The 18,570-nt window shown below is 41.8% G+C and carries 17 protein-coding genes; 7 read left to right on the top strand and 10 right to left on the bottom strand.

The features are described 5' to 3' along the window. Positions 1-15: 15 nt before the first annotated feature. Complete coding sequence (locus BUC10_RS01770) at positions 16-1,284, top strand: D-alanyl-D-alanine carboxypeptidase (protein WP_073176188.1); 1,269 nt, start codon at positions 16-18, stop codon at positions 1,282-1,284. Here the strand turns inward: BUC10_RS01770 and BUC10_RS01765 are convergent. Both BUC10_RS01765 and nudK read right to left on the bottom strand, forming a co-directional pair. Next, positions 1,259-1,777 (bottom strand): peptide-methionine (S)-S-oxide reductase, encoded by a 519-nt coding sequence (locus BUC10_RS01765; RefSeq protein ID WP_073176187.1) that lies wholly within the window; start codon positions 1,775-1,777, stop codon positions 1,259-1,261. The two genes, BUC10_RS01770 and BUC10_RS01765, sit on opposite strands and share 26 nt — an antisense overlap. A 21-nt stretch (positions 1,778-1,798) precedes the next feature. Beyond that, on the bottom strand, positions 1,799-2,383 hold the full coding sequence (gene nudK, locus BUC10_RS01760; RefSeq protein ID WP_073176186.1) for a GDP-mannose pyrophosphatase NudK: 585 nt from the start codon (positions 2,381-2,383) through the stop codon (positions 1,799-1,801). Positions 2,384-2,551: 168 nt separating this feature from the next. On the opposite strand from nudK, the gene BUC10_RS01755 reads away from it, so the two are divergent. Then, positions 2,552-4,141 (top strand): M81 family metallopeptidase, encoded by a 1,590-nt coding sequence (locus tag BUC10_RS01755; protein ID WP_073176185.1) that lies wholly within the window; start codon positions 2,552-2,554, stop codon positions 4,139-4,141. Between the two features lie 5 nt (positions 4,142-4,146). On the opposite strand, the gene BUC10_RS01750 is transcribed toward BUC10_RS01755, so the two are convergent. From BUC10_RS01750 to BUC10_RS01720, 7 genes are all read right to left on the bottom strand, one after another. Further along, complete coding sequence (locus BUC10_RS01750) at positions 4,147-4,800, bottom strand: DUF2461 domain-containing protein (RefSeq protein WP_073176184.1); 654 nt, start codon at positions 4,798-4,800, stop codon at positions 4,147-4,149. Positions 4,801-4,870: 70 nt separating this feature from the next. Continuing rightward, on the bottom strand, positions 4,871-5,668 hold the full coding sequence (locus tag BUC10_RS01745; protein WP_073176183.1) for a TIGR00266 family protein: 798 nt from the start codon (positions 5,666-5,668) through the stop codon (positions 4,871-4,873). A 115-nt stretch (positions 5,669-5,783) separates the two neighbouring features. After that, positions 5,784-7,538, bottom strand: a complete 1,755-nt coding sequence (locus BUC10_RS01740; RefSeq protein ID WP_073176182.1) for a hypothetical protein — start codon at positions 7,536-7,538, stop codon at positions 5,784-5,786. A 4-nt stretch (positions 7,539-7,542) separates the two neighbouring features. Continuing rightward, a complete protein-coding gene (locus BUC10_RS01735) occupies positions 7,543-8,667 on the bottom strand; it encodes a DUF4249 domain-containing protein (RefSeq protein WP_073176181.1) in 1,125 nt (374 codons plus the stop codon). Between the two features lie 62 nt (positions 8,668-8,729). Then, positions 8,730-11,498: a TonB-dependent receptor gene (locus BUC10_RS01730; protein WP_073176180.1), complete on the bottom strand. Its 2,769-nt coding sequence runs from the start codon at positions 11,496-11,498 to the stop codon at positions 8,730-8,732. Next, on the bottom strand, positions 11,495-12,175 hold the full coding sequence (locus BUC10_RS01725) for a hypothetical protein (protein ID WP_073176179.1): 681 nt from the start codon (positions 12,173-12,175) through the stop codon (positions 11,495-11,497). The genes BUC10_RS01730 and BUC10_RS01725 overlap by 4 nt, the downstream gene beginning before the upstream one ends. A 283-nt stretch (positions 12,176-12,458) precedes the next feature. Continuing rightward, positions 12,459-12,917, bottom strand: coding sequence for a DUF4442 domain-containing protein (locus BUC10_RS01720; RefSeq protein WP_073176178.1), 459 nt, complete (start codon positions 12,915-12,917; stop codon positions 12,459-12,461). A gap of 168 nt (positions 12,918-13,085) precedes the next feature. On the opposite strand from BUC10_RS01720, the gene BUC10_RS01715 reads away from it, so the two are divergent. The 5 genes from BUC10_RS01715 (at position 13,086) to BUC10_RS01695 (ending at position 17,310) form a co-directional block, all read left to right on the top strand. Then, entirely contained in the window at positions 13,086-13,568 is a 483-nt protein-coding gene (locus BUC10_RS01715) for a DUF4870 domain-containing protein (RefSeq protein WP_073176177.1), read from the top strand. A 219-nt stretch (positions 13,569-13,787) separates the two neighbouring features. Next, positions 13,788-14,117: a PadR family transcriptional regulator gene (locus tag BUC10_RS01710; protein ID WP_073176176.1), complete on the top strand. Its 330-nt coding sequence runs from the start codon at positions 13,788-13,790 to the stop codon at positions 14,115-14,117. An 8-nt stretch (positions 14,118-14,125) separates the two neighbouring features. Continuing rightward, a complete protein-coding gene (locus BUC10_RS01705; RefSeq protein ID WP_073176175.1) occupies positions 14,126-15,853 on the top strand; it encodes a PspC domain-containing protein in 1,728 nt (575 codons plus the stop codon). 93 nt (positions 15,854-15,946) lie between these two features. Next, a complete protein-coding gene (locus BUC10_RS01700; RefSeq protein WP_073176174.1) occupies positions 15,947-16,669 on the top strand; it encodes a head GIN domain-containing protein in 723 nt (240 codons plus the stop codon). 191 nt (positions 16,670-16,860) lie between these two features. Next, positions 16,861-17,310, top strand: coding sequence for a hypothetical protein (locus BUC10_RS01695; protein WP_073176173.1), 450 nt, complete (start codon positions 16,861-16,863; stop codon positions 17,308-17,310). Positions 17,311-17,384: 74 nt separating this feature from the next. On the opposite strand, the gene trxB is transcribed toward BUC10_RS01695, so the two are convergent. Continuing rightward, a complete protein-coding gene (trxB, locus tag BUC10_RS01690; RefSeq protein ID WP_073176172.1) occupies positions 17,385-18,353 on the bottom strand; it encodes a thioredoxin-disulfide reductase in 969 nt (322 codons plus the stop codon). Positions 18,354-18,570 lie beyond the last annotated feature (217 nt).

Raw genomic sequence — 18,570 nt, 5'->3', positions numbered from 1 at the left:
CACAAGCAACTAGAAATGAGACTTAAGTTCTTCTTTTTCATTATTTTACCTATCTATTTTGTTGTATCAAGCTGTAGTTCATCCCGTGTGAGGGCCATTAATGAAGTCCTGTGGAGCGAGCCTCTGCAAAACTCCTTTCACGGACTGGTGCTCTACGACACCTCCTTAAACAAAATCGTTTACAATATGAACGGAGGTCGCTATTTTACCCCGGCCAGTAATGTCAAAATAGTTACTCTTTTTACTGGCATGACTTTACTAGGGGATAACGTTCCCACTTTGCGTTATGTTGCCTCAAAGGACTCCATTTTGTTCGAGGGAACAGGTGACCCGGCTTGGCTTCATCCCTATTTTATGGATAGTACGGCCATCCACTTTCTGAAAAAACACAATACGATCACCTGGTATCCCCATAACACGGTAGAAAACAAATTTGGACCGGGATGGGCCTGGGAAGATTACGACGCCTATTTTTCACCTGAAAAAGGTGCACTTCCCCTCTATGGTAATGTGGTAACCGCTTTCCATACAGAGGAACTGAATATTTCTCCACAGTATTTTTTGGAAAAAGTGACCGTAAAGGACAAACCATTTCGTAGGAAAAAGTCGGAAAATCAATTCTACATACCGCCCAATCGAAGCGACACTTTAGAAATTCCGTTTGTTACAAGTGAAGCGCTCACCCAAAAACTCTTGGAAAAGAAATTGGGCAAACCCATTGCTTTGACCACCCATTTTGATGCCGAGGAAAAACAAACACTTTACGGAAAACCATCTGATTCCATTTATAGGCGTATGATGTACGAAAGCGACAACTTTCTTGCGGAGCAGATACTGATGATGGCCTCTTCCACCCTATCCGACACGTTGAGCACTAAAGCTTCCATCGATTTTATGTTGGAAAACCATCTGGCCGATTTGGAGGAGCAACCCAGATGGGTAGATGGTTCTGGGCTCTCCAGGTATAATCTATTTACACCAAAATCTTTGGTACAGATTCTCCAAAAACTCTATCAACAAATGCCCCAAGATCGTTTATTCCATCTTTTTCCATATTGGGACACGAACGGCACTTCAGAAGTTTGGAAAGATGCGGAAGTACCAGCTTTTATCTGGGCCAAATCCGGTTCATTGGGAAACAACTACAACCTAAGTGGCTACCTGAAGACAAAATCGGGGAAACTGCTCATTTTCAGTTTTATGAACAACCATTTCAGAAAGCCATCAAGCGAGATTCGTTCCCAGATGTACCACATTCTTAAACAGGTTTATCAGAAGTATTGATTTTGGACTTGTCCAGTTTTCCTGAAAATTTTTCCATCAGCACCTGAAGTTTTGGTGAAATATGCGTCTTGCAAAAGGGTTTTTCAGGATTTTTATAGTAGTAATTCCAGAACTGATCCTGGGATGGTTTAAAACCTCCAAAACGATACCCTTTGGTCACCAGACTGTTGTTAAAATCCGCTTCTGAATCCTCTATGGATTTTTGGGCCTTTATTAAATCCTTGTCATTAAACGCATAGACCGCCGAACGGTATTTATTTCTGAAAGAGTGATTCCTGGAACTTGCATGGGTGTGGAGATGGATGGCTACCAAATCCTGAAGGGAGATTACGCTTGGATCGTAGTAAACCACCACCGCCTCGGAGAAAGAATCAACTTGTTCTAGTGGTGTTATGAATCCCTGTTCCACCTTGACCACACCTAACAGGGATTGATAAACCGCTTCAGTGCACCAGTGACATCCTCCGCCCAAACCAATTTTTTCAATCTTCATGGGGTATTGGTCGTAAAAGCATTACTCGAATAACGCATGCAACTGGGCATATTGTAATAGCATAATGGTTTTTGCATCCTTGATTTCTCCAGTCCGTATCATTTCCAGAGCCTCTGGAAATGACATTTCCAATACCTCGATATTTTCTGTTTCATCTTCGGCTCCACCCCCATCACCAATCCGCATTCCATCATGATATTGCCCAATGAAAAAATGAAGAATTTCCGTCACCGAGCCCGGAGACATATACGACTCAAAAACTTTTTCAACATCCTCAATCCTATAACCGGTCTCTTCCTCCACCTCCATTTTTATAGTCTCCTCAGCATTCCCCTTTTCAAGAATACCTGCGCAGGCCTCGATCATCATCCCGTCTTCGTTACCATTTAGATAGGTAGGCATACGGAACTGACGTGTAAGCACCACGGTTTTCTTTTCCTTATTATAGAGTAAAATCACTGCTCCATTTCCCCGGTCATACGCCTCCCTTATCTGGGTTTCCCATGCTCCATCCTCCCTTTGGTACTCAAAGCTGACTTTTTTTAAGGTATACCAATTGTCCGACAGGAGCTCTTTTTTGATATTTTTTACGTTTCCGTATTTCACAGGTATTGATTTTTATTGTGGCTTAAATCCCTCCGAACAAAATAATGCAATTAATCCTTAGAATGCTTGTCCAACATGTTTAAAATCTAACAAAATGAAGCTTTTTTCAGGAAGGGTCCTTTGATTTCCTTAGTATCTTTAGGGCAACAACCTTACGCAACTTTTCTTATGCAGTTTATATCGAAGTCATATAACCTTTGTTGTCTACTCGTCTTTTCCCTGGCTTTTTTGGGATGTAATTCAGCCAAAAAAAACGAATCCGATCAGGAAACAATTCCCAGAATTGCAATTGCTGGTCTTGGGATTGAATCCAGCACCTTTTCACCGGCACAAACCCATGAGGAGGCATTTCATACCAGGGTCGGAGATGCGATTTTTGAACGATATCCATTCTTAGCTGCTGATTCCTTAAATAGAAATCGCGCAAACTGGATTCCAACCTTGGTCGGAAAATCCCTTCCGGGGGGCATTGTCACTCGGGAAGCTTACGAATCCTTGGTAAAAAAGACATTGAACATGCTCAAGGAAAATGGCCCTTACGACGGCCTGTTTTTTGATATTCATGGCGCAATGAGCGTCGTGGGTCTTGAAGATGCAGAGGGAGATCTAATTTCTAGAATTAGGGAGGTTATTGGGACCGATGTTCTGGTTTCAACCTCCATGGACCTACATGGTAATGTGTCCCAAAAACTGGCCGAGCATTCGGATTTGATCACATGTTACCGCATGGCCCCACATGAAGATGCCATAGAGTCCAAGAAACGTGCAGTGGATAATTTATTGGAGCGATTGGAAAAAAACTTGGGCAAACCTAAATACAAGGCCTGGGTCCCAGTTCCCATTCTTCTGCCAGGAGAAAAAACAAGTACCCGTATTGAACCAGGGAAAAGTTTATATGCCGAAGTGCCTGGTGTTGCCAATCAGGAGGGTGTAATTGACGCTGCGATTTGGGTGGGTTATGCTTGGGCAGACGAGCCTAGAAATCATGCAGTGGTGATGGTCACTGGTGATGATAAGGAAAAGGTAGGTGAAGGAGCAGAAAAACTGGCCCAGCATTTTTGGGACGTAAGAAACGAATTTGTATTTGTTGCCCCTACCACAACCTTTGAAGAAAGCCTAAAACAGGCCCTTGCTAGTGACAGGCAACCCTTTATGATCAGTGATATGGGCGATAATCCAACCGCCGGAGGCGCTGGTGATGTTACCTGGACCCTCCAACAACTGTTGCAAAGGGAAGAGTTTAAATCCGCAAATGGACCGTCATTGATCTATGCGTCCATTCCTGGTCCAGATTTTGTTCAAGAAGCACTTGAGCTAGGTGTAGGCGGTAAAATTAGTGCTCTAGCTGGTGCAGAAGTGGACAATCGGTTTGCCCCGCCGCTTCAACTTTCCGGAACAATTACCGCCATCAAGGAAGGGGATGTACATGCTGAAACGGAGGTGGTGGTCAAAGTTGGTAGTATGCATGTTATTGTAACCAAAAAACGAAAGCCCTATCATCGGGAAAGTGATTTTACCGAATTGGGACTCAACCCCAGGGAAGCGGATATCGTCATGGTAAAAATTGGTTATTTGGTACCCGAACTATACGACATGCGAGCTGATTGGGTAATGGCCCTGACCCCAGGTGGGGTGGACCAAGATTTGGACCGCTTGGGTTATCAAGATATCAAAAGACCCATGTTTCCGCTGGATAAGGATATGGACACTCCTGATCTTTCCGCGCGATGGATTCGTCTAGCCGACGATTTGGAGTAAATGAATCAAACAGAAACTGTGTTGTTCAGATACCTTCTAAATGGGAGCATCTCCTGATAAACGGAAATGATCTTATCCTTGAAATTGGGCTGAAAGACGTCTTCCCTTTTCAAAACGTGTTCCACGCCAAAAGTCTTGTTCCGGAGGAGCGCTATATGGGGGTGATTATTTGAGAATCCCTTGGGGGCGTTGGTCAATTTTTCATCGTCGTAAAGACCACCAAACAATTTCTTAAATGATGGGCGGTCCAATATAGCCTGAAATTCTTCGCCGTTGTAATCTATCCCTTCCCGTATGCTGCGCAAAGTTTTGGGATCAGGTCTCCAAAACCCACCGGCAAGCAGGCATTGCTTCAATCCCACCTCAACATAGAAATCAGCGGAATTTGGTGCTTTGTCCAATCCAGCTCCAAAATGATCCTTATAAATGGGCTTGTGCGGATGAAACATCAAATTGTTATTAATCCGATTTATACCCTTTTTCCCCGGTGTCGGATAATATTCCTCATCCAGTTCCGCCAAGGTATAATCCAGGTCATCCAACCATTGAATAAATTGAGCTCTTAGGGATTTATACCACTTCCTGTTGGTATCCATCCATTCCTTATTGTTGTTTTTTTGGAGCTGTTCAAGAAAACTGAAAAGTGCTTCGAAATCCATGTTTCGAAAGTAAGAAGTACCCAGTTAGAAACATAGTGAATTGTGCTGAAAACAACTCAGCCTACTTCGTTTAGAACTTATTATCCCCCATCACAATATCTCCCAAGCCCCCCAAAATGCTTCCTTCTCCCTTATCTTTTCCGCCCCTTGGAATGGATGCCAGTACCCTTCCTGCCAAACGACTGAAAGGTAGAGATTGCACGTAAACCGTACCTGGCCCCCTTAAGGTGGCAAAAAACAGACCTTCGCCACCAAAAATGGTGTTTTTGATTCCACCAACAAATTCGATATCATAGTCCACGGTATGCGAAAAACCTACGATACATCCAGTATCTACCTTTAAAACCTCTCCTGGAGCCAACTCCTTTTTGGCCATGGTTCCACCGGCATGGACAAATGCCAGTCCATCACCTTCCAGTTTTTGCATAATGAATCCTTCGCCCCCGAATAACCCCCTTCCCAAACGTTTGGAAAATTCGATACCTACCGAAACACCTTTGGCCGCACATAAAAACGCATCCTTCTGGCAAATGAATTTTCCGCCTTTTTCCGATAAGTCTATTGGAAGAATTTTTCCAGGATAGGGGGATGCAAAACTCACCTGTTTTTTCCCCTGTCCCACATTTAAAAATGCGGTCATAAAAAGACTTTCACCGGTAAGCAATCGTTTCCCCGCGGAAAACAACTTGCCCAATACACCGGAATCTTGATTGGAACCATCTCCAAAAATCGTATCCATTTGGATATCGGTATCCATCATCATAAAACTGCCTGCTTCCGCAACCACAGCCTCTTGTGGGTCCAGCTCTATTTCCACATATTGCATTTCCTCCCCGTAAATTTCGTAGTCTATTTCGTGTGCGTTCATTGTATTGTAGTTTTTATTGACAGTTATTTGTTGAAGAATTTAAGTATTTGTTACAAAACTGTGTCTTTTATAAATGCTATTTTAAATCAATAGAATAAACTCTTACATAGCCAATTTAATTCACCAGTATACTGCTATTAATTGATATGGGCGTGCCAAGCGAAGTGAAACCTTCCAAACGAACATCATAAATACCCGGAACATCTGAAGCAAAGAGCTCTAGGTCCAGGTTTTTTGTTTTGAAATCCAATTGGGGTACCCAGAGTAATTGCAGTCTAAAATCTGGGATTTGTTCCATTTTTGGATCTCCTTGGCCATCGTATCTGGGATGGAAGTATTCTTTTTTGGCCTTTGGGGGGTCCAACATTATGGTTTTCAAAGTATTACCCAAATGGTTTTTGAAAAAATCACCTTCTTTGGTCTCTATTGAAATAATTCCTTTGTAAACCACGGAATTGATTACGCATTCTTTTCTAGATAGTTTAATTCTTTCGACCTTTCTAGCATCATAGGCGATTACCTGCGTGTGATTTTGGACCATTACACCATCAATCAAAATTAGGGGTAACAGGTCAGTCCCGGTGTTATAGTCATCCTCCCTGACCTTAAGCTGCTCCTCACCGTCAGCGTTCCTTTCCACCCATGCGTTGTCCACGATCTCCAGCATTGTCTCCTTGATCGTGGGGAATCTGGTAAAATCATTTAATTGATAGGTTTGGGAAAATTCACGATAAACAGGAGTGAAAGAATTGCTGTTTATTTTATTGTCCAGCTTAACTTCTACAAATGCGTTTTCAACCTGATTGTAAATGTTTCGCTTAAGAATGATTTCTTTCATTTGCGGGGTTATCCTCAGTTTTCCAAATTTGAGCTGATCATAGTTGAAAATAGCCTCTTCCTCAATCTCAATCCCATAGTTTTCTGCACGTTCACCCACGACCTGTAAAAAGCCAGACTCACTTTCGTAGGCTTGCTTCAAATTGAAATAAAATTCCCCTTTGTCATTGGTTCTGGTCATTTTAAGGACAAACTTTTTATCAGGTATGGATAGACCAATCTTTTCTTCCTTGAACAAGCTATTTCCATTTTTGGGTACAATCCTTCCCGAAATAAGTTGCCCTCTTAGTTCTGGTAAAAACTTTTGCCTTGAAAGTTGTGCCGAATTACTTTTTTGGCGAAAAATATGATTCCGGGCTGTGGGCATCAAAGGCCTTCTCAAGGAATCCCTTTTACGAACAGAGATTGAATAATTCCCGCCCAATACAGCTTTGTCCATTGCTTCCAAGGACAGGGTGATACCTTGGCGCCTTCGGTATGCAATTTGATCAAAAGTCATCCTTATCTCTTCCCTGGAAGTGGGTGATTCCGATGTTGCACCTATAGAGTCTTGGACTACTTCAGCTTTCCCTTCCAGCAGCGTGTCTTGATTACTATGATATGGATTTACTATACCAACATCTCCTTGAAAAAAAGTTGCTATCCCGCTATTTAACATCCATTTGGTATAGCCCAACAATTTATAGTTTCCAGAGGGGGTATCTGCAGGCACAAAAAAATCTCCTTGACCACGACCATTGGTCAGCAGTATTTTATGGCGGAACAAAATCTTACCGTCCTCTCCAACCAATTCCACGTAGGCAAGTTTACTTAAAGAACTGGGAAGATTGGTCCCCTTTACCAAAGAATGGACATTATATAAAAGAGATTCCCCAGCAAACAAAAGCGAGGTATTGTAATGAACGAACACCTCTTCTTGGTTTTCCAAATAAGCGGCGCCTTGCTCAGTTTCAGCATCAGTGGATAGTTGTCCGTTTAAAATGGTAAAACCCAATACGGAGCATACGATGATTATCCTATTTAAAATCTTCATTTTTCTATTCTTCCCAAAATTCTGGTATTTCCGTACTTCCCAATACCGTACAATCCCCACATACCCTTGGAACCACGGCAAACTTTCCAGTTGCAGTTATACTATGGTACCTTATGGCATTGGCATCCATAAGCTCTCCAATACTAGGTTCCTCCTCATTAGGCTCCAATGGTGGAACAAAAGGAAAACATTTATCCACATAAGGTGGAAGAGCTTCTTCCGGATAAAAATCCACATAATCAAAAAACAATCTTTCCGATGATATAGAAGCTACATGGAAAAAACCGAGCACGTTTTCTTCAGGTTTATTCACAGAAAATACGTTACCCCTAAAAAACCCTGGTTGTGATGGTGAAAATACATCGTCACCCTCGTTGGCTTCTTGCAATTGCTCAAAATAATTATATGATGCTTCGGTCAGTACCAACTGTTTTACCAAAATGCTATATCTGTGCGAGATGATATAGTTGTCTTTCTGAATAAACCGAACTGAAAACCTAGGAACGCTGTTAGATGTTGTTAGTCTTGGGTTGTTAATATTTATGTTCTGGCTAAGGTTAGTGTTAAAGCAGGTTTTCTCATCCAATATCCGGGCCTTCAGCACCAAGACCGGGCCTTCAAAAGCAAGCATTTGACTGTTCCAATCCGGTGCTATGATTTTATAGGTTTCTTCATATTTATAACGAAAATATTTAGCCGCTTGCGATGGCTCATAATCGACAAATATGTCAATCCCGCCACCATTTTCTTCTGTTGCCCCGGCACTTATTTCACCTATCGGGAAACGCTCGGGTGCCACAACCTGTTCAGAAGCATATTCATCCCCGCTGCTTGTGGTAATCAAAAGTTGGTAGCTTCTACCCTGCTCCGCCGCAAAATCGACATTGGAGGTATACCTACCGGCCGTCGTTTCTTCAAAGGCAAATTCATTTCCCGAGTCATCCACCACCATGACCTTAGCACCTTGCTCTGGTTCGGGGACAAACTCCTCAAAACGAAAGGCCCTACTCAACACTACCTCTTGTCTGCCCATTTCATCAGTAATGGTGGATTCTATGACCAAAGCATCCTCAAAAACCTCTGTTCCCGGTTCAAAGGACTCCACGCAACCGGCCAAAAAAGCTAGCATCAAAATCGCTTTAAAAAACCTAAACAAAACCTGTATTGGGCTCAATCTCATTGCTTCACAAGTTAGAATTTGAAGTTATAGGTGATGGTTGGTATGGGTATGGCAAAGATGGAACTCTTATATGCCTTTATCTGTCCATTCTCGGTCACAAAAAAAACCGAATAAGGGTTGTTGCGTCCCAAAACGTTGTAAATGGAAATGTTCCAAAAACTATGGGCAAACTTCTTGATCTTGTGGTTTCCTTCCACATTAAAACTCAAATCCAAGCGGTAATAATCCGGAATTCTAAATTTGTTCCTGTCCGTATAAAAAGTGTATTCTTGCCCTTCATATACATAGTTGCCCACGGGATAGGTCACAGGTCTTCCAGTTTGATAGACAAAATTTGCAGAAAGGCTAAAACGCTTGCTAAATTTATAATTGGTAACAAGGCTTAGGTCATGGGGCTTATCAAAATTGGACGGAAAAAACTCGCCATTGTTTATTCGTTCCTCTTCGAGTAATCCATCAAACTTTATCAATGACCTGGAATAGGTATACCCCAACCATCCATTGAGTTTTCCGTTGTTCTTCTTGGCCAAAAACTCTATCCCATACGATTTACCCTTCCCTTGAAGCACTTCGGTTTCAACAGTTTCATTCAACAAAAGGTCGGCCCCGGTCTTATAATCAAGGATATTATCAAACTTCTTATAGTATGTTTCAAGGCTTAACTCAAAAGCGTTTTCATTTATATTTTTATGGAGGCCCAGGGCAAATTGGTCGGCTCGCTGAGGTTTTATATTGATGTCGGACAGTTTCCAAGTATCCGTGGGCGAAACTGTTGTATTATTTGAAAGTGTATGAACGTACTGAAATGAACTATTGTATCCCAATTTCAAGGAAGTATTGGGGGCTACAAAGTATCGGGCGGAAACCCTGGTCTCAAGGCCTCCATAGGTTTTGATAACTTCGTTTTCATCAAAGATTTGGGTTTCTATCAATGTGTTTTCGTTTCTGGGCGAGCCATTTTCATATATCCGTTGGGAAGATTCCCCCAAGGCTGCAAAGAGGGAATAACGAAGTCCAGCATTTAAGGATAACTTCTGGTTCACCGCAATGTCATCTGACAAAAAAAATGCCGTTTCAATTCCTCTTTCATCTGGAATAAATACAGACTCGATCACCGTTTCAGAGTTTAGAGGATCTATACTCCCTGGTTCCACATTGTACAACTTTCCTGAAATACCATAATCAATGTTATGGGCATCGTTGTGCAGGTACTTCATTTTTAGTTTCAAAAGGGTTTCGTTAATGCTATAGGCTAGTTTAAAATCGTTGACCGAGTTCACATCGAACTCAATATCAAAATCGTAACCACTATTTGCCAAGATGAGTTCTCCTGTGTTCTTATCATTGAACTTATGGGCCCATTCCAGCGAAACGGCCCTGTTGGTGTACCCGTACAATGAATCCCGAGTGATATTAAAAGCATCATCACTGTAATAACCCATTAGCCTTAAAGTATTGCTTTGGTTTATCTTATGGTTGTACTTGGCGACCACATCGAAAAAAGAAACCTGATTATTTCTCAATTCCTCTTCTTTCAAAGAGCGTAAAATCCATTTTGAATAGGTTGTCCTTCCGCCAACCAAAAGAGAGGCCTTGTCCTTGGCAATTGGTATTTCCAGTGCCAAGTTGCCAGTTACCGGTCCAATTGAAGCTTCTCCAGACAACTTTTTGTCGTTGGCAGTTTTGGTTCGAATATCAAATACCGAAGACAGTCTACCACCAAATTCGGCCGGTATATTGCCCTTGAACACCTCAACATTATCGGAGGTGAAAGGGTTGATGGCCGAGAAAAGACCAAAAAAATGGGTTGGGTTGTAAATAACGGCATGATCCAAAAGAATAAGATTCTGATCGGTTCTCCCCCCTCTAACATTGTACCCGGTGGCCCCCTCGCCTGCACTTGAAATTCCTGGCAAGGTGGTGGCCACTTTAAAGATGTCCCGCTCCCCCAAGACCAATGGAATTTTCTTGATTTCCTTCATCTCAATTTGTACCGCTCCCCCAATGGTCTGATTGATATTCCTATCGCTATTTCCCTGTAAAACCACCTCATCCAACATTTGAAAACTTTCTTCCAACTCAAAGTTTAGGCGACCATTTCCATAGAGGATTATTTTCTGTTGCCTTCCCTGTATTCCCAAAGCACTTACTTCAATGGTGTGGGACCCCAAGGGTATTTCTATGGAGTAATACCCATTTGCATTTGTGGTAGTCCCCTTCCCTGTCCGTTGCACCAATACAGCCAAATCCGATATGGGTTCGTTGGTACCTGCGTTGACGGCAAATCCCTCCAGGGTGGCGAACTGTTGTGATCGGTCCCTTTTTTCCCGACCAATTTTAACAGGCACCTCACCTTCCCGATTTGGCGCTACGTCATTTTTGTTGAAAATTGGCAAAGCATCAGGAATTTCAGGAATTTCGGCGATTGCGGAATCCGTTTTTGAGCTTGTAAAAAAACCTTCTGGAAGCGTATCATAAATGGTATTCCCTCGTGTGAGTATTACCTTATATCTATCCATCAAGAAATAATTGATATCAGTATTCCCTAGCACTTCTTTCAGCACATTCTCCAAAGGGGTATTAGAAAAACTCCCCGAGATGGTATCTTGGACCAACCACTGATCTACATAAAAAAAATGGTAATCTGTAGTTTCCTGTATATGTGATGCAAGCTCTTTTAATGTCCAGTTTTCAAACGTTACCGTTATCCTCCCTCCCGAAGTTTGGGAAACTCCCCAAAAAACGCAAAACAGAAAACAAGTGCTCATTAGGGATTTCATTCTGGAATGGTTGTTTTTTCATTCGAAATCAAATAGTCGACAGTTTGCAGCAATCGGGTAAGGTATGCTTCGTTGCTGGCCTTACTTTTCCGTGGGGAACGACTGTTAAGTTCTGTTCGGAACTGCGGAAATATTTTGAATATGTCTTTTTTTGACTTTATGGTGTAGCAGCTGTTCTTATAAAACAGAAAATACTTGGTCTTATCCACGAATTTGTGAAAAATTCTGTTTTTTCCATACTTGGAAAATTTTTCCTTGTAGTGCTTCTTCAAAAATGAAAAAGATGCATTTTCCTGTAGCACCTCATAAAAACCAGAACCTTGAACTTGTTCGTCCATCCCGCAGCCCATGCTTCTAAACCTGTGCCCATCAATCGTAAATCCTTTTATCCTATCCTTAACAAGCTGCAGCAGTTTTATTCCGGAATCGCTTCGAAGTCCAAGTAACAGTTCGTCTTCATAAATATCATACTTCATGGATATATTAAAATAGGTCTCGTCATCATAAACAATGCTTCCCACCAAGTAATTTGGTGATTCAAAAAACCTATGTGATCCTTTTTCCAAAGCATAGTTTTCCACTGTCAATGTTCCTTCGTATAAATTGGAATTTTCAACTCCGGTAATTCCGTCAAACCAATTATAGTAGTCCTGTTCCTCTTGTTGTAGCTGAGCCATAGAATCGAACCATGTGGCTAGCCACAAAATTGTCAATAACAATTTCTTTTTTGGGAAATGATGGATATATTTTGAAAAACATATGGGCATACAACACCTCTTCTGCACGTGAAAGTTGGAAAATCCACATTTAAGTTAGTGTTTTACCATCCAAGGGCCGTCCTAAATTAGACGAATAACCCTACGGCATAGGATTTCGACAAATCTACAGGCGTAGAAAGATTTGATAAATGAGATAAATCAGTTCTCGGCTTTTGCAGCCAATTGAGAGGATTTATTCAGATTACTTGCCTTTGGCCTTCACGGTCCACTCAAAATTAAACGTGGAGACCTGCACCCCGTCTTGGTTAACTCCCACCGACTTCATCCAAAAGGTCTGCCCCTCCCCTGTTGCTATGGTTTTTTGGATGGCTTCATTGATGAGATGGCCATCTTCGCAGGTAAATGTGATTCTGCCGGTCGCTTTTTTGGTAAAAGTGGCATTGTTGTTGGCCACCAACATGGAAATTTTCTTCCCACTTTTTTTTATCTGTGTAATGACCATGGCCCCGGTACTTAACTCCGCTGCCATCCCTTGAACTGCCCAAAACATGGATTTAAATGGATTCTGATTGAACCATTTATGTTTTACCGATGTAACGGCTTTGTGCTCATCAATATAAGTGAGTCGTACACCGCACCACCATGCCGATGGTAGTTTAAAAAAAGTGAAAGTGTTGAATTTACTGGGTTTCAACGCCATAATGGAGATTTAGTTCATGCTAAAATAACCAAATTATTCTCTACTTCAATTTGTTAAATAAATGTTAATATTTAGTACTTTGTTTTGCATAGTACCATCTTTTGGACATATATTTGCATTGTAAGCTAATAGGTAAACCCGTCTTACAAGTAAAATCATCAGTCAAAAATGGCAACAACCTTAACTAAACACGAACGAAATTTATCAGCGATCATACACGCGTCGACTTTCTCAAAGTACTTTATTCCTTTCGGGAATTTTATACTTCCATTGATTTTGTGGACAGCCAACAAAAAGGACTATAAATTTGTAGCTTACAACGGCAAGCAAGCATTGAACTTCCAAATCAGTATGCTTTTGTACTCCATTATTGTAGGCCTCATCAGCATTCCTTTTTTCATTGGCTTTTTACCGGACTTGTTCGACTGGGATTTCTTTGGATTCCATAGGCTAAGTGAGCTCAACAATCTTAACATTCATCTGAACAGCGATGATTTTAGATTGGGCCGAATTTTCTGGCCTGTAGGCATTACGGGTTTTTTACAAGGCGTATTGGTAGTCGTGAATATCGTTTACACCATTTTGGCCACCATAAGAACCAATGAAGGGGAAACCTTTAGTTACCCCTTCACTATAAAATTCATCAAATAAAAAACATTGGGTTTATTCATCAATCAAAAAACAAAACATCATCAATCAAACATCATCAATCAAACATCATCAATCAAACATCATCAATCAAAAAACGTTTCCACTCCCCTGCTCATCACAGGGGGTCGGTGGGAACAAAGTCGAAATCGATTCGGCATATGAAAACGAACAGTTAATAGGACACCGGATTTGATCCGGCAAAATTAGAACCATGAAATTATGAACATAGAAAACACAAAGGCACAAATGCGAAAAGGGGTTCTGGAGTACTGCATCCTGTCCATCCTCAGTGATAAGGACAAGTATGCCTCCGAGATTCTTGGAGCCCTAAAAGACGCAAAGATGCTAGTGGTGGAAGGCACGATATACCCTCTTTTGACGAGGCTAAAAAATGCGGGATTGCTCAACTATCGTTGGGAAGAATCCACTTCCGGCCCGCCCCGAAAATATTATGCCCTAACCGAGACAGGAAAAGTATTTCTTACCGAACTCAACGGTACCTGGGATGAACTTAGAAATGCAGTCAATCTGGTAACCAACACAAAATAAATCAAGAAATGAACAAGACAGTTAATATAAATCTCGCAAATACCCTCTTCCATATAGACGATGAGGCGTATAACAAACTAAGGCGATATCTGGACTCCATAAAAAGGTCTTTCTCCGGTACGGCTGGGAGCGATGAGATCATAGCAGATATTGAAGCCAGGGTAGCCGAGCTCTTCTTGGAGAAAATGGAGAATGAACGCCAGGTCATCACCCAAAAAGAGGTAGATGAGGTAATCAACATCATGGGCCAGCCAGAAGATTATATGGTGGATGAGGATATTTTTGAGGACGAACCCAAAAAATCATATTCCGAAACACCTCGCAGAACCAAAAAACTATATCGAGACATAGACCAAAAGTATATCGGTGGGGTATGCTCCGGATTGGAATACTATTTAGGTATAGACGCACTTTGGATACGTCTTATTTTTATCCTTTTAGGAGTATTCACTGGCTTTGGAATCATTGCCTATATCTTGCTCTGGATATTGGTGCCAGAGGCGGCCACAACTTCCCAAAAGTTGGATATGACGGGGGAGCCCATCAACATCAGCAATATAGAACGCAAAGTTAAAGAGGGGTTTGATGATGTTGCGGACAAGGTAAAAAACGTTGACTACGAAAAAGTGGGCAACAAGGTCAAGAGCGGCTCCAAGACCTTTTTTGATACCATAGGGGACATCATTATGTTCTTTTTCAAGATCATTGGAAAATTTATTGGTATCCTTTTGATCATTATAGGCGCATCAACACTAATTGGGTTGTTTATAGCCATGTTCACAGTTGGTATATCCAATGCTGTAAATATCCCTGGAATCGATTTCTACGAAATTGTGGGGACAACGGGAGCACCGGTTTGGCTTATGTCACTGCTTATCTTTTTGGCCATTGGTATACCATTTTTCTTCTTGATGTATCTCGGCCTAAAGATCTTGGTGAACAATCTTAAATCTATTGGCAACATTGCCAAGTTTTCACTCCTGGGGCTATGGTTGATAGCGATAGGTACCTTATTTGCCCTGGGAGTTCGCCAAGCTGCGGAATTTGCCAATGTTGGTAGTGTCAACATCAATGACGAGATTGTCATGGAGAGTCCCTCGGATACCCTTAGCATTAAAATGAGAGGTTCCGATTTGGAATTCAATATGGATGATGTGCATTTTGGGCGCATGCGCTTTACCTACGACGAAAATGACAATCGAATCTTGATATCTGATGACGTAGATGTACGTATACGGAAATCCGATGATGAATCTGTTCGTTTGAATATTCGTAAAGATTCCCACGGCAGCACCACATTATCGGCAAGAGATAGGGCCAAACAAATCAATTACGGCTATGAGTTGCTGGCCGGAGAGGTAATTTTGGATGACTTTCTCACTACGGAAACTTCCAATAAAGCCAGGAACCAGGAAGTTACCTCTACGCTCTATATCCCCGAGGGACGGGTCATTCGCTTTGAGGAATCTACAAGGGGACATATTGGGAGAGGTATTAAAAACGATAGGGACTATTACAGAAGTAATATTATAGGCCATACATGGATTATGGGCGAAGATGGAGAACTAAAATGCCAAGACTGTCCAGAAGAGTTACCAACCGACGAAGAAGACGAAGAAGGCGGTAAAATCATTATCGATGAGAACGGCGTCAATATCGATGTAAAAGATCGTAACGACCAGTTTCAAATGAAAATTGACGAAGATGGCATACAAATCAAAACGGGGGACAATTAATACAATTGAAGGTTCCGTTTTGACAATTGAGCAAACATTTTTATTAGACAATAATCAAAAACACGAATTTTAATCAATCAAAAGAAAACAATCATGACAACACTAGCTAAAATCGCAATCGCATTTTTATTGGCCATTTTTGCCTCATCGTGCAAAATGGACATCAGTTTTGGAGATGGCAAACGAGGCAACGGAGAGGTTGTTGAGGAAACCAGAAAAGTAACAGATGAGTTTACCGTGGTATCCGCCTCGGAAGGTCTGGACGTATTTGTAACCCAAGATCAGGATTTCAAAATTTCCGTTGAAGCCGATGAAAACGTTATTGACCTTATCGGAACGGATATTAAAGATGGTAAACTTAGAATCCATGCCATTGAAAATATTGGAAGAGCCACCAAAAAGATTTATGTCTCCTTACCTGTAATTACAGCTTTAAAAAGCTCCAGTGGAGCAGATCTTATTGCCCAGAACATTATAGAGGCTAAAAAGATTGAACTGGATGCCAGCAGTGGTTCGGATCTTCATATAGAACTTAGGGCCATCGAGGTGTCGGCTGATGCCAGCAGCGGAGCTGACATTAAAATTTCAGGAAGCACGGATGCACTTTACGCGGATGCCAGCAGTGGGGCCGATATCAGGGCGAGGGAATTAATTGCAAAAACATGCAATGCCGACGCCAGCAGCGGTTCCGATATCTCAGTTAACGTAACCGATTCCCTAGTTGCTGATGCCAGTAGTGGAGCGGACATCTCATATACCGGTGAAGCCTCCGTGCAAACCAAAAAATCGGTTTCCGGAAGTGTACACAAATACTAAGGATATAGCGATAAGCACAATAACTAAATAGACCAAGCCAATTCCATAAAACCCTAGCAATTGCTAGGGTTTTTTAGTTTTATTCTTAAATGTTTGACAGATAAACAATTAATAAGGTCAAATATTGATTAATTGTTAAAAAAACCATACCTTATATGTGACAATGAAACTTCAACTCTAAACACGCCACAATGAAAAAAATATTCGGATTGGTTTTGTTGATGCTCCTTCTGGTCTCTGCCACAGAGTTTGCGTCCCCAAAACCTGAAGCTATGCACTCAATTGAGGGAACATGGGAACTTCAAAGTTTCTATAACTACGATGATGGAATCAATATTTCAGATACGGTACCGAAGGCAGAGGGATACCGTCAGGTAAAAATGTACTATAATGGGAAAATCATGTGGAGCAGACATTCTCCAAAAGATTCCCTGGATTGGTTTGGTTACGGAACCTACAGAATAACTGCGGATTCACTTATAGAGACACTCGAATATGGCTCCGCACCTATGATGTCTGCCTTGGACACCTTACGCGTATTCCGTTTTGAACTGGAAATGAACGACGACTATTACAGCCAAATAAGTTTTGATGAAGAGGGCAACAGAACCTTTTCGGAAAACTACAAACGTATAGATTAATTGAATTAGCACTCCACTAAAAAAGGCGTCCAAGCTATTGCAGGACGCCTTTTTTACTTATAGGATTGTTGGTTTTAGGAAACCAAAGCTTCTTTACTTTCTATGGCCGCAAGGTAACGTTCCGCATCCAGGGCTGCCATACATCCTGTTCCTGCTGCTGTTACAGCCTGTCTATATTCTTTGTCTTGAACATCGCCGCTAGCAAAAACTCCAGGCTTGTTGGTTTTGGTAGACTTGCCTTCCGTAAGGATATAACCTGTATCATCCATGTCCAGCTGTCCCTTGAAAATATCGGTGTTGGGCTTATGTCCAATAGCGATGAAAAGACCGGTAATCGCTATATCCTCCTTCTCACCTGTTTGGTTGTTGACCATTCGTAATCCTTCCACCACTTGATCGCCCAAGACCTCATCGACTTCCGTATTATATCGCACTTCGATGTTATCCAAGCTGTTTACGCGATGTTGCATGGCTTTGGAGGCCCGCATATAATCTTTTCGAACCAACATGGTCACCTTCTCACAGATGTTGGCCAAATACGATGCTTCTTCAGCAGCCGTATCACCAGCCCCAACAATTGCAACTTCCTGACCTTTATAAAAGAATCCATCACATACGGCACAGGCAGACACGCCTCCACCCCTTAGGCGCTGCTCGCTGGGAATATTTAAGTATTTAGCAGAAGCACCCGTAGAAATAATTACGGTTTCCGCTTCTATCTGCTTACTATCATCCACGGTAATCTTGTGGACACCTCCAGGTTCATCGCTAAAATCTACGGCTGTTACCATTCCTATTCTAACTTCTGTGCCAAAGCGTTCAGCTTGTTGTTGCAATTGCACCATCATAGTTGGACCATCAATACCCTCAGGATATCCAGGAAAGTTATCAACCTCCGTAGTGGTGGTTAATTGACCTCCCGGCTCCATGCCCGTATACATTACAGGTTTAAGGTCTGCTCGTGAAGCATAAATTGCCGCAGTGTAGCCAGCTGGCCCCGACCCAATAATCAACGTCTTAATTCTTTCTATTTGTTCTGACATAATAAAATCTTCAGTTCTCGCATAATTTCCAATACAAAAGTAGGTTTTTTGTGAAGAAACTTACACTTGCCCATTTGTTTGATGGCACCAAGTTGTGCACAAAAATTGTTAGGAACAGGAAGAAGGAAGGGCTTGGTCAAAAAAGGAAAAGAGTCCGGGCTTCGACTCTTTGTCCATGAAGTAGGTCAAGTAAATGTAAAAAGAAAATCTTGTCAAA

This window comes from Flagellimonas flava, assembly GCF_900129665.1.
Lineage (GTDB): Bacteria > Bacteroidota > Bacteroidia > Flavobacteriales > Flavobacteriaceae > Flagellimonas > Flagellimonas flava.
Note: the sequence above shows the minus strand (reverse complement) of the source record. Positions and strands in the feature narration are given on the sequence as shown.